Origin of the sequence: Streptomyces albospinus (genome assembly GCF_014648695.1) — a bacterium.
Taxonomy (GTDB): Bacteria; Actinomycetota; Actinomycetes; order Streptomycetales; family Streptomycetaceae; genus Streptomyces; species Streptomyces albospinus.
The window spans coordinates 246,305-258,136 of the sequence record NZ_BMRP01000003.1; the positions used below are offsets into that span (position 1 = coordinate 246,305).

The 11,832-nt window shown below is 74.0% G+C and carries 9 protein-coding genes and 1 pseudogene; 4 read left to right on the forward strand and 6 right to left on the reverse strand.

Annotation, left to right across the window (positions count from 1 at the left end; genetic code table 11):
- Positions 1 to 511: hypothetical protein (locus IEZ17_RS06650; RefSeq protein ID WP_189297372.1), on the forward strand; the 511-nt coding region annotated here is incomplete at its 5' end.
- A gap of 27 nt (positions 512 to 538) precedes the next feature.
- Here the strand turns inward: IEZ17_RS06650 and IEZ17_RS06655 are convergent.
- On the reverse strand, positions 539 to 1,936 hold the full coding sequence (locus IEZ17_RS06655) for an NADP-dependent succinic semialdehyde dehydrogenase (RefSeq protein ID WP_189297374.1): 1,398 nt from the start codon (positions 1,934 to 1,936) through the stop codon (positions 539 to 541).
- Here IEZ17_RS06655 and IEZ17_RS43790 point away from each other — a divergent pair.
- A complete protein-coding gene (locus tag IEZ17_RS43790; RefSeq protein ID WP_268249809.1) occupies positions 1,935 to 2,063 on the forward strand; it encodes a hypothetical protein in 129 nt (42 codons plus the stop codon). The genes IEZ17_RS06655 and IEZ17_RS43790 overlap by 2 nt on opposite strands.
- 456 nt (positions 2,064 to 2,519) lie before the next feature.
- Here the strand turns inward: IEZ17_RS43790 and IEZ17_RS06660 are convergent, their stop codons facing one another.
- From IEZ17_RS06660 to IEZ17_RS06675, 4 genes are all read right to left on the reverse strand, one after another.
- Entirely contained in the window at positions 2,520 to 3,794 is a 1,275-nt protein-coding gene (locus IEZ17_RS06660; protein WP_189297376.1) for an MFS transporter, read from the reverse strand.
- A gap of 104 nt (positions 3,795 to 3,898) precedes the next feature.
- Positions 3,899 to 5,047, reverse strand: coding sequence for an amidohydrolase family protein (locus IEZ17_RS06665; protein ID WP_229851961.1), 1,149 nt, complete (start codon positions 5,045 to 5,047; stop codon positions 3,899 to 3,901).
- Positions 5,044 to 6,420, reverse strand: a complete 1,377-nt coding sequence (locus tag IEZ17_RS06670; RefSeq protein ID WP_189297378.1) for a glutamine synthetase family protein — start codon at positions 6,418 to 6,420, stop codon at positions 5,044 to 5,046. Before IEZ17_RS06670 ends, IEZ17_RS06665 begins: the two co-directional genes overlap by 4 nt.
- A 78-nt stretch (positions 6,421 to 6,498) precedes the next feature.
- Positions 6,499 to 8,562 (reverse strand): SpoIIE family protein phosphatase, encoded by a 2,064-nt coding sequence (locus IEZ17_RS06675; RefSeq protein ID WP_189297380.1) that lies wholly within the window; start codon positions 8,560 to 8,562, stop codon positions 6,499 to 6,501.
- A 321-nt stretch (positions 8,563 to 8,883) separates the two neighbouring features.
- Between IEZ17_RS06675 and IEZ17_RS06680 the strand changes: the two are divergent.
- Positions 8,884 to 9,705, forward strand: a pseudogene (locus IEZ17_RS06680) (TetR/AcrR family transcriptional regulator); the annotation flags it as partial.
- A 140-nt stretch (positions 9,706 to 9,845) separates the two neighbouring features.
- Here the strand turns inward: IEZ17_RS06680 and IEZ17_RS06685 are convergent.
- Positions 9,846 to 11,033: a serine hydrolase domain-containing protein gene (locus IEZ17_RS06685; protein WP_229851963.1), complete on the reverse strand. Its 1,188-nt coding sequence runs from the start codon at positions 11,031 to 11,033 to the stop codon at positions 9,846 to 9,848.
- Between the two features lie 201 nt (positions 11,034 to 11,234).
- Here IEZ17_RS06685 and IEZ17_RS06690 point away from each other — a divergent pair, with 201 nt between their 5' ends.
- Entirely contained in the window at positions 11,235 to 11,564 is a 330-nt protein-coding gene (locus IEZ17_RS06690) for a DUF427 domain-containing protein (RefSeq protein ID WP_189297382.1), read from the forward strand.
- Positions 11,565 to 11,832: the final 268 nt, after the last annotated feature.

Here is an 11,832-nt window from a genome sequence, read left to right on the forward strand (position 1 = left end):
CGCCCCCCCCCCGGGCCGCGGCGCCCCGACCACCGCCCGGCCCGCCGCCGCGAAGGTGGTCTTCCGCGACCACCACCTGACCTGGCGGGCGGCGAGCTGCCTGGGCCAGGTGTCCCAGGCCCTGGACCTGGACAAACCCACCGTGACCCCGGGGCTGATGGACGATGCCACGGACATCGAACTGGACTACGTGGGCTGCCAGAACGGGAGGAACGGCGCCCAGGCCGTCATCACCGTCGGCGGCGGCTACGGCAGGCTGGTCAGGGCGGGCACCGCCGACGCCGGGACGAACACCGGCGAGGCGTGCCGGGCGGCGGCCGAGAGCAACCCGCTGGGCGCCAACACCAACGCCGGGAAGATCACCCCCGGCACGGTCTGGTGCGTGGTGACCACGCGGAACCAGGTGGCGAAGATGACCTTCGACAAGGTGGACACCACGGACAGCAGCAGCAACGCCACGGCGGACAACCCGACGTTCGAGCTGTCCGTCACCGTGTGGGCCGCGCCCTGACCCGGCCCCGAGCGGCAGGCGACCGGCTCACTCCTCCGGCCCGTACCACAGCGTCGTGATGTTGCAGAACTCGCGGATGCCGTGCCCGGATAGCTCCCGTCCGTAGCCGGAGCGCTTGGCGCCGCCGAAGGGGAGGCCGGGGTGGGAGGCGGTCATGCCGTTGAAGAAGACCCCGCCGGCCTGCATGTCCCGTGCCAGCCGGGCCTGTTCACCGGCGTCCCGGGTCCAGGCGTTGGAACCGAGCCCGAACGGCGTGTCGTTGGCGAGCGCGATCGCCTCGTCCAGGTCGGCGACGCGGTAGAGCGTGGCGACCGGCCCGAACGTCTCCTCGCGGTGGATCCGCATGCTCGGGGTGATGCCGGTGAGCACGGTCGGCTCGTAGAACCATCCGGCGCGGTGCTCCGGTGGCCGCCGGCCGCCGCAGAGGGCGCGGGCGCCCTGGTGGACCGCGTCGTCGACGAGTTCCTCCAGGTCGGAGCGGCCCTGCTCGCTGGCGAGCGGGCCGATGTCGGTGTGCTCGTCCATCGGGTCGCCGACGGTCAGCGCCGCCATGCGCGCGGTGAACCGCTCGCAGAAGGCGTCGTGGACGTCCTGGTGCACGATGAACCGCTTGGCCGCGATGCACGACTGCCCGTTGTTCTGGACGCGGGCGGTGACCGCGACCCGGGCGGCCTTGTCGAGGTCGGCGGAGGGGAGCACGAGATACGGGTCGCTGCCGCCCAGTTCGAGGACGGTCTTCTTGACCTCGTCGCCGGCGATGGCCGCGACCGAGCGCCCGGCGGGCTCGCTGCCGGTCAGCGTGGCGGCGGCGATCCGCGGGTCGCGGAGGATTTCCTCGATGGCTGCGGCGCCGACCAGCAGGGTCTGGAAGCAGCCCTCGGGGTAGCCCGCGCGGCGGAAGAGTTCTTCCAGGTAGAGCGCGGTCTGCGGGACGTTCGAGGCGTGTTTGAGCAGCCCCGTGTTGCCGGCCATGAGGGCGGGGGCGGCGAACCGTACGACCTGCCAGAGCGGGAAGTTCCAGGGCATGACGGCGAGGACGGTGCCGATCGGGCGGTAGCGGACCACGGCGCGGATCGCACCGGAGTCGCTGACGTCGGCGGGGTCGGGCTGCTCGTCGGCGAGCAACTCCTCGGCGTGATCGGCGTACCAGCGCATCGCCTTGACGCATTTCGCGGCCTCGGCGCGGGCCTGGGCCAGGGGCTTGCCCATCTCGGTGGTCATCGTGCGCGCGATGCCGTCCAGGTCGGCCTCCAGCAGATCGGCGGCGGTGTGCAGCAGCCCGGCGCGGCGGGCGAAGGTCGTGGTGCGGTGCTCCTGGAATGCCTGGTCCGCGCGGACCAGGCGGTCTTCGATCTCGCCCGCGTTGAGCGCGTCGAAGGTCTTGAGGGTCTCGCCGGTGGCCGGGTTGACCGTGGCGATGGCCATGATCAGCACCTCCTTGGCGGTGCGGGAGTGGTGCGCGGTGGAAGGGGTGGCGCGTCGGGAGCGGGCGCGCGAAGCGGCGGGCGTCCCCGGTGCTCGTTCGGACGTGGCCGGCCGGGGCGCCCCCTAGGTGAGCGGTGACGGGGCCGGGGACGGCTCCGGGACCGGGTCGGGGTCGGGTCCGGGGGGACGCGGTACCGGCGAGGGCTCCGGCGGGATGGGGTCGGGCGGCGCCGGCGGGGTCGGCGGTCCGGGGAGCGGCTCCGGGAGGGGGCTGGGCGGAGGGTCCGGGACGGGGCTCGGCGGGCGCGCCGGCACGGGGGCGGGCGGGGGGCCTCCGGGGTCCGGCGGGACCGGCGGGGGCTGGGTTTCGCGGACGCGCGCGCGGTCGCTGCGCGGAAGCGGTTGCCGCTGCACTGCGGGCCTCCGGATTCAGACGGCTGGTGGCGGATGAGCCCCCGTACCCGAGTCTCGCCCGTTCACGGCCCCGGCGCACGACGGGTCGCCGCGGGTGGGACCACCGGTGGGAGGCGGGCCGGCCGGGGCGCCGGCCGGTCCCGGTCCCGGTCCCGGACGCAGCCCGCCGTCACGGCTGCGGGTCCCGGGCGTTGTACCGGGCGAACGCCCGCCGCCCGAGCCCGAGTCCGGCCACCACGAGGATGCAGGCGAGCCCGCCGCCGACCACGGCCGTGGCGGGCGAGGTCAGATCGGCCGCCGAACCGGCGAGGAAGTCGCCCAGCCGCGGGCCACCCGCGACCACCACGATGAAGACGCCCTGGAGACGGCCGCGCATCCGGTCCGGGGTGGCGGCCTGGAGCATGGTGCTGCGGAACACCATCGACACGGTGTCCGCGCAGCCCGCGACGGCCAGGAAGAACAGGCCCAGCCACAGGTGCCGGGACAGGCCGAAGGCGGCGATGGCGGCGCCCCAGGCGGCCACCGCGATCAGGATGGCCAGACCGTGCCGGCGGATGCCGCCCAGCCAGCCGGAGAACAGCCCGCCGAGGACGGCGCCCACCGCGGGCGCCGCGACCAGCAGGCCGACGGTCCTGGCGTCCCCGGCGAACCAGAGGACCGCGATCGCGGGGAACAGCGCGCGCGGCTGGGCCAGCACCATCGCCGCCATGTCGGAGAAGAACGTCATCCGCAGGTTCGGCCGGGTGGCGAGGAAACGCAGTCCGTCCAGGACGGAGGCCCGGCGCTGCGGTCCGTCGCCGTGGTCGGGCCGCATCGCGGGCAGCCGCCACATCGCGTACAGCGAGCCGCCGAACGCCACCACGTCGACCACGTACGCGGCCTGGTAGCCCCACAGGCCGACGATGACACCGCCCAGCATCGGCCCGCCCATCAGGCCGAGGTTGGTGGTCAGGGACTGGAGGGCGTTGGCGGCCGGCAGCTGCTCCCTGGGCAGCAGGCGGGGGATCATCGAGGAGCGGGCCGGCGAGTTCATCGCGAAGCAGATCGCCTGGAGGGCGACGACGGTGTAGAGCAGCCAGACCCGGTGGTAGCCCGCCAGCGCGGCGGCGGCCAGCACGACGGACATGGTGGTGGCGCCGGAGGCGCTGTAGAGGCCCAGTTTGCGGCGGTCGACGGTGTCGGCGATGGCGCCGCCGTAGAGCCCGAAGACGACCAGCGGGATCAGCGAGCACAGGCCCACCAGGCCGACCGAGAAGGTGGACCGGGTGATGGCGTAGACCTGGAGGGAGACCGCGAGCGCGGTCATCTGCTGTCCCATCCAGGAGACGGTGTTGCCGCACCACAGGCGGCGGTAGTCCGGGGAGGCGCGCAGCGGGGTCAGATCGGCGAATATCCGTGCGCGCAGGGGTATTTCAGCCGGCCCGTCCTTCTCGGAGGGCGTCACATCGGAGGTCGTTGTAGGGGGCACGTGGCAGTAAACCACGCGGTACGACCGCGATGGAATAGGCGCAGGGCGGCAGCACCCCTTACCGGCCGGGGTGTCCGCCGCTACCGGTCGCCCGGCTCGTCCAGCCCGTACACCCGCCGCGCGTTCTCCGCCGCGATCATCGCGCCGACCCGCCGGGCGTCCGGTGCCGACCAGGCCCCGGACTCCGTCCAGGCGCCCAGGACGGAGTCCAGGGCCGTCCGGAAGAGTGCGGTGCCGGCCAGATACAGCTCCGGCAGGCCGTGCGCGTCGGTCGAGAACAGCAGCTTGCCGGACGGCGCCAGCTCCAGGAATTCGGCGAGTACCGCCGGGGCCCGCGGACCGACGTGGGTGAGCGTCAGCCCGACATCGGCGTAGACGTGCGGGAAGACGCTCGCCAGATAGGCGGCCTGCCGGTGGTACGGGTAGCAGTGCAGCAGCACCAGGTCGGTGCCGGTGTCGGCGGTGGCCCGGATCAGGCCGGTGAGCAGCGCCGGGTCGGTGTGGTCGAGCCGCAGGTCGGGGTCGCCGAAGCCGGTGTGGATCTGGAGCGGGCGGCCGGTGGCCACCGCCAGCCAGATGAGGTGGCGGAGGAGCACGGGGTCGGTGAGCCGGGTCGCGCCGGCGGCGAGCCAGGCGCCGGCCGCCGCCCGTACGTCGTCGCGGCCGGGCGGCCGGGGATCCAGCGCGAGACCGTGCCGGTAGGCGGCCACCGACTTGAAGCCGACGGCGGTCCGCGCCGCCTCCCGGACTGCCCGGCCGAGGCCGTCCAGGAACTCCTCGCTGCCGCTCGCCGCGCCCGCGATCCGCTCCGCCAGCGCCTCCAGCCGCACCACCTCGAAACCGGTGCCGCCGCCCGCCCGTGCGGTCTCGGCCGGGTCGGTGAGATCGCCGGGCAGCCCGGTGTCCACCAGGTACGTGCCGATGCCGGTGGCGGTCAGCAGGCGGCGCCGGGTCTCCGCCGGGCCCAGCTCGCGGCGGCGGGCCAGATAGTCGTCGGGCGGGCAGTGCGCGGGCAGGTCCAGCAGCGGCGGGCACCAGCGGCGGACCGCGAACCCGGCCTGGGTGTCGAAGAAGCTGGTGCCCGCCGCGGGCGGCCGGTCCGACTGGCTGAGGAACCCGGCGAACGTCCCCGGGTCCGGCTCGTGCCGCAGCACGCCGTGGCAGTGGTGGTCCACCAGCGGCGGCAGGTCGTCGGGGGTGCCGGGGCCCGGGGCGTCCACGGCCGTCACCAGCGCCAGCGGGTGGCTGCGGCGATCGCCTCGGGGGCGCTGTCCGCGAAGTGCGCCTCCTCGGCCCGGCGGACCGCGAGCACCGCACCGTGCAGCACCTCGCCGAGCGCCTCGTGGAGCGGGGCCGACTTCTCCAGCCGGTCGGCGGCCTCGGTGAGGGTGGCGGGCAGCCGGACGATGCCGCGCCGGGCACGCTCGCGGACGCCGAGTACCCCCGGGTCGCCGGTCTGCGGGTCGGGCAGCCGGGCGGCGGTCTCGATGCCGTGCAGCCCGGCGGCGATCACCGCGCCGACGGCGAGATACGGGTTGGCGGCGGCGTCGAAGGTCTTCACCTCGGCATGGCCGCCGTCCGGGTCGTCGGGCGCGCCGGTGATCAGGCGGAGCGCGGCCTCGCGGTTCTCCACGCCCCAGCACTGGTAGATGCCGGCCCAGTGGGAGGGCAGCAGCCGCAGATAGCTGGCGGGCGAGGGGCAGCCGATGGCGAGCAGGGCGGGCAGCGCGTCCAGGACGCCGCCGAGGAAGGCCACCGCGTCGGGTGCCAGGCCCCATGCGGCGTCGGGGGTGCGATGCAGGCTCGTGCCGTCGCGGTGGAGGCTCAGGTGCAGATGGCAGCCGTTGCCGACCTCGCCGGCGACGACGGCGGGGGCGAACGTGGCGCGCAGGCCGTGCCGGGCGGAGACGGCGCGGACGGTCTCGCGGACCAGCACGGCGTCATCGGCGGCCCGCACCGGGTCGCCGGGCGCGGTGGTGACCTCGAACTGGCCGGGCGCGTACTCGGGGTGGAGCTGGAGGACGTCGACGCCCTGGACGGTCAGCGCCTCGGTGACGTCGCGGAGGTAGTCGGAGAGTTCGACGACCCGGGTCATGCCGTACGCCGGGCCCAGGCACGGGTAGTCGAGCACGTCGGGGTCCTCGGTGGCCCGGGTGACCACCCACTCGGTCTCGAAGCCCATCCGCAGGTCGAGGCCGGCGGCGGTGGCCCGTTCCGCCATCCTGCGGGCGAACAGCCGCTGGCAGGCGGGGTGCGGCTGCCCGAGCTGGTCGTAGCGGTCGGCCGGCGCCCAGGCCCAACCGGGCTGCGCGGCCAGTGTGGTGAGGCGGTCCAGGTCGGGGAAGAGCCGCAGATCGCCGTCGGGACCGCCGAGATGGGCGGATTCGGTGATGGCGTCGTCGGAGGTGAAGACGTCGAAGACCGGCGACATCCCCACGCCCCGCTCCGCGGCATCCGTGAGCCGTTGCGCCGGAACGGACTTGACGCGGGTGATGCCCGCGTTGTCCACCCAGGTCAGCGCAACGTTCCGGACGCCTTCCGCCTCCAGCCGCGCCGCCGACTGACGGGCGGTCTCGCGCTGTTCCGCAGCCCGCGATCCCATAGAGCAGTCCTTACTTGGCCGTGCCGATCCCTCGGCGCCCGTTCCCGCTGTGCGCCGGTCCGGCCAGGGCCTTCCCGGTCAGGAGCAGTTGAACTCGCACCATACGCACTTTCCACCGCCGCGCGGTTCCACTCCCCAGACATCCGCCAGCCGGTCGACGAGCAGCAGACCGCGGCCGGAGACCCCGGCCTCGCCCGGCTCCCGGCGCCGTGGCAGGCTGCTGGACCGGTCCTCGACCTCCACCCGCAGCCGCCGCTCGACACCGTGCGGCATCCGGATGTTCACCACCGCCTCGCCGTCGGTGTGCAGCAGCGCGTTGGTGATCAGCTCGTCGGCGACCAGCTCGATCTCCTCGGAGCGCTCCCGGGCGCCCCAGGCGCGTACCGCCGCGCGGATCATGTGCCGGGCGGCGGACAGCCCTTCGGGGTCGGCGGGGGCGATGTGCTGGCGGAAGCGGCCCACGGTGTCGTGCTCCGGCACGCCGAGCCGGCGCAGCAGGAGCAGCGCCATGTCGTCCTCGCCGGTCCGGCCGTCCGCCGACTCGCAGAGCCGGTCGGCGAGTTGCTGGACGTCCTGGGGGCCCTCCCGGATGTCCTTGGCCAAGTGCCGCATCCCGATGTCGAGGTCGGTGCCCGGCTCCTCGACCAGGCCGTCCGTGCACAGCACCAGGGTGTCCCCCGGCGCGAGATGGATCGTGGTCACCGGGTAGTCGAGCAGCCGGAATTCCGACGAGATCCCGAGCGGCAGCCCGCCGGCCACCGGCAGCCGGCGGCAGAGGCCCTCCGCATGCCGCACCAGCGGGTCGATGTGGCCGGCCCGTACGAAGCGGGCCGCGCCGGTGCTCAGGTCCGCGTCGACGTATGTGCAGGTGGCGAAGCGGTCGGTGTCGAGCTCGTTGAGGAAGGCGGAGGCGCGGGCCACCACGGTGGCGGGGGCGTGCCCTTCGGCGGCGTACGCGCGCAGCACGATCCGCAGCTGCCCCATCAGCGCCGCGGCCTGGGTGTCGTGCCCTTGGACGTCTCCGATGACCGCGGCGACCCGGCCGTCCGGCAGCGGGATCACGTCGTACCAGTCGCCGCCGATGTCCCGGCCCATCCGGGCGGAGCGGTAGCGGACGGCGATCTGCGCCTCGGGGACGCCGGGGATCCGGCGCGGCAGCATCGCCTGCTGGAGGCCCGCGGCGATCTCGTGCTCCTGGTCGTAGAGCATCGCGCGGGCCAGGCTCTGCGCGATGCTGCTGCCCAGCGCGACCAGCACATTGCGCTCCTGGTCGCGGAACTCGCTCTCGCGCTCGAAGAACATCCCGATGACGCCGATCGGGCGGCCCTGGGCGATCAGCGGCAGATACGCCGCGGAGCCGATGTTCAGCGGCGCGATGGCCGGCCACAGCCGCGGATAGCCGTACCGGAACTCGTCCCGGGTCTTCACGAAGCGCGGGGTGAGCGTCCGTACGACCTCGCTCATCGGGAAGGCGTCGCCGATCCGCGTGAACTCCAGGTCCGGCACGAAGCTCCCGGCCTTGCCCTCGGAGACCAGCCGGATGCGCCCCGCCTCGACCAGTCCGAGGATGACGTTCTCCGCGCCGAGCCGGCTCAGCCCCTGCTCGTCGGCGAGTACGGCGATCACCTCGCCCACCGTTCTGGCGTGCGCCAGGGCTGCGGTGGTGCGCTCGACGAGGCTGGTGTGCCGGCGGCGCTCCTCGGATATCGCGATCCGCTCGGCCGCCTGGGTGTATTCGTCACTGGCGTCCCTGACCACCCCGATGATCCGGCGCGGCCGGCCGGTCTCGTCGCGGCGGATGCTGCCCTGGGCGTGGGTCCAGCGCAGTTCGCCGTCCCGCAGCCGGACCCGGAAGTAGGCGCCGTAGGAGTGGCTGCCGTCCTTGAGCGCACGGGCCACCAGGGCGTCCAGCCGGGCCGCCTCATGGCTCGGTACACGGCAGCCGAGGGTGTCCGGACGGTCGTCGTACTCCTCCGGAAGCAGGTCGAAAACCTCCAGGGCGGGCGGATCCAGGTGCATCAGCCCGCTGTCGAGGTCCCAGTCGAAGCCGCCCATCCCGTTGAGGGCCAGGGTCAGGTCCGGGTGGGCGGGCCAGTCGTCCGGCACCGACACGGTGGGCCGCTTCGCTCCCCGGTCAGCCATGCCGTCACTTTGCCACATTCACCCGTATTGCGGCTTGTCCAGTCGGCCGGTGCGGGGTGCGGACCGGGCACGCCGGCGGCGGGCAGTCCGTGGCGCGAGGCCCGGGACCGCACCTCACGCCCCGCCCGCACCCCCGGCGCAGCGGGCCCGGCCCGGCACCGGCCCCACCCGCCCCGCACCCTGACCCGCGCACCGGCAAGCCCCCGACACGACTCCGAACACCCCGCAGATTCCGCGGCTTCCGCAGATTCCGCAGTTTCCCGCCGCTGCCTCGCTCCCAAGCGTGGTGATGTCCTCACCACGCTGTGACGGTCCCCGACCATGACCGAAGCCCCCGGGGACCGGATCGCCGACGCCGCCGGGCGCGTCACGGACCGCGTCCGCCAGGTGATCGACCGGGTGGGGTGCAGCCGCCACGAGTCCGCCCGCCGGATGGCGATGGACCCGTCCGAGCTGTCCAGGTCGCCCGGCGGCACCCGGCGCTTCACGCTCGCCGAGATCGTCCTGATCGCCGATATCGGCGGGGGATACCGGCCGGCTGCTGCTCGGCGCCCCGGAACGCCCGGCGCCGCCGCCCTCCCGTGAACCCGCCACGGTCCCCGAGGGCGCCCGGCCGTTCCAGTCCGTCCGCGAGACCGTCCGGCTGATCGCCGAGCACGGCTTCCACGCCGTACGGGTCGCCGACATCGCCGCCGCCTGCGGTACCGGCCCGGCCGCCGTGCACCACCGTTTCCCCGGCCGCGACGAGCTGCTGGAGGCTGCCGTCCGCTGGTGCGTGGACGGGGACACCGAGCGCCGCGCGGCCGGGCTCGCCGCGGCCCCCGACGCGCGCGCCGAGCTGCTGCACCTGAGCGCGCTCCGGACACCGCGCACCGAGCAGCCGCGCCGGCAGTGGCCGGTCCGGCTCGGCCTGTGCGCGCAGGCCGCCCGCGACACCGCCGTGGGCGGCTGCACGAGCACTACCACCGGCAGTGGCGCACCACCGCCGCCGACGTGCTGCGGCGCGGTATCGACCACGGCGCCTTCCGCGCCGTGGACCCGGACTTCACCGCCCTGCGGCTCACCGCACTGATCGACGGCCCGGCCACGCAGGTACCGGCCACGGCGCCGGAGCGCACCGGCCCGGACACCGTGCATGCCGCGCCGCTCGCCTTCGTGGCGAGCCGACTCGCCGCCGACGGCAGCAGCACAGCCGGCGCCCCGCCCCTCGGCGAAGCCGTCGCGCACGCCGGCTTCGTCCAGGAAGCGCCCCCGAGAACGTGGAGTGAAGCGCTCCCCGCCCCTCACCCCTTCGTCAGCGCCTCCGCCACCCGCTGCGTCATCCGGAGCTGGGTCGCGTCCCGATGCGTCGGGTTGAACGACAGCACTGCGCGGCGCTGTTGGTCGCGGGTGGCCACCATGAACGAGGCATAGCCGTAGCGCTCGCCGGTCTTGCCCCAGAGGGTGATGCCGTTCATGGTGACCGTCTGAAGACCGGCTGCGTAGCGCGCGGGGCTGCCGTCGACCATGCGCACCCCGTCGGGCAGCGTGAACATCCTCTCCAGGATGTGCGGCGGCAGCAGCCGACAGGAGAACAGGGCGGTGAGGAACCGGTCCAGGTCGCCGGTGGTCGATATCATCTCGCCTTCGCCCCAGGCGGATGTCTGGTCGTAGTCGGTGATGTCGAGCAGGCTGCCGTCGGTCATCCTCATATAGCCGTGGACATGGGCCCCGTGGATGCGGGGGTCCTTGCCGGGGAACGACGTCTGCCGCAGGCCGAGCGGGTGCAGGATGCGGCTGCTGATCACCTCGCCGTAGGGGCGGCCGGTCAGCCGCTCGATGAGCAGGGCGAGGAGCACGTAGTTGATGCCGCGGTACTCCTGCTTGCTGCCGGGTGCGAATTTCATCGGGCCGTGCGAGACCAGGGCGACGAACTGCTGCGGGGTCCAGCGGTCGTAGCGGTGGCGGGCGATCGCCTCGGGGGTGGACAGGTCCGGCAGGCCGTCCCCCTTCTCGTCGGGGAGACCGCTGGTGTGGTTGAGCAGCTGCGTGAGGGTGATCGGGGGGAAGTCGGGCGGCAGGAGGCCGGGGAGGTGCCGCTGGATCGCGGAATCGAGCGCGACCCGGCCCTCGGCCGCCAGTTGGAGGACCACCGTGGCCACGAACACCTTGGTGATGCTGCCGATCCGGAAGGTGTCCCGCTCCCTTATGGCCCGGCCGCTCGCCCGGTCGGCGACACCGGCGGTGCCGTACCACCGCCCCGCCGAGCCGGTCACGCGCAGCTGGGCGCCGGTGGCCTCGGGATGCTCCAGGTCGGAGAGGGCTGCGCGCAGCGCCGCGACGTCGAGGGGCGGGAGGGGCGAGGAAGGCGGGGGCGGTGAGAGGTGCGAGCGGGGGCGCGGCGCCCCGCCGGTCGCGGCGCGCGCGGGGCCGATGCCCGCCACCGCCGCCGCGCCGGCCAGCGCCGCCCCGACAACCGCCCTGCGCGACAAGGGCGAAGACACGCGAGCGGAAGGGGCAGCGGCGGCGGGCGAGGAAGCGAAAAGAGACGAAGGGCCGGAAGACGTCATGTCGTTGGTCATGACAGTCACTGTGCCGGTTCTCCGCCACGCTGACGTCAGGGATCTCCCCGACCCGTCCCGGATGCGACCCTGAGACGGCACCCGTCCGACAAGCGAACGGAGATCAGGGTTTTGTCCACTCCAGGCCATCGCATCGAGATCAAGCAAGGCACCGAACGCGTCCGGGTCGAGCTCGGCGGGCAGCTGCTCGCCGACAGCCGCCGCCCGCTGCTGCTCTTCGAAACCGGCTACCCGGTGCGGTATTACCTGCCGCCGGAGGACGTCCGGACCGATCTGTTGACACCGTCTCAGACCCATACCGTCTGCCCGTTCAAGGGCACCGCCTCCTACTGGTCACTCGAAGGAGGCCCTGAGGACGTCGCCTGGGCCTACCCCGAGCCGCACGCCGGGGTCGCGCAGATCAAGGACCATCTCTGCTTCTTCGAGGTCCAGTTGGGCTAGCGCCCGGCGCCCGGCGCCGGAGCGGCCAATCCCCGGTCGGGAGGATTCCGCACGACAGCCGCGCCGGCTTCTCGGCGCGCACACGGTTGACCTCCTGGACCGCCGGGACAGCTCCCCACGCTGCTCCAGGAGACGGACACGACGTCCTCCCCTGCGTCGAGAGCGGGCGAACCCCGGAAGAAGTCCGCGCGGCTGACATCCGTGCCGGCAGCCCCTGCTGGGGGGATGCCCGCCGCAGCCGCGACGCCCGCGCTCGTGGGCGGCGTCG

Excerpts from the sequence above, each read along its gene's own strand:
- IEZ17_RS43790 (WP_268249809.1), top strand. The coding sequence starts at position 1,935 with ATGATCAGCACCTCCTTGGCGGTGCGGGAGTGGTGCGCGGTGGAAGGG.
- IEZ17_RS06655 (WP_189297374.1), bottom strand. The coding sequence starts at position 1,936 with ATGGCCATCGCCACGGTCAACCCGGCCACCGGCGAGACCCTCAAGACC.
- IEZ17_RS06670 (WP_189297378.1), bottom strand. The coding sequence starts at position 6,420 with ATGGGATCGCGGGCTGCGGAACAGCGCGAGACCGCCCGTCAGTCGGCG.
- IEZ17_RS06675 (WP_189297380.1), bottom strand. The coding sequence starts at position 8,562 with ATGGCTGACCGGGGAGCGAAGCGGCCCACCGTGTCGGTGCCGGACGAC.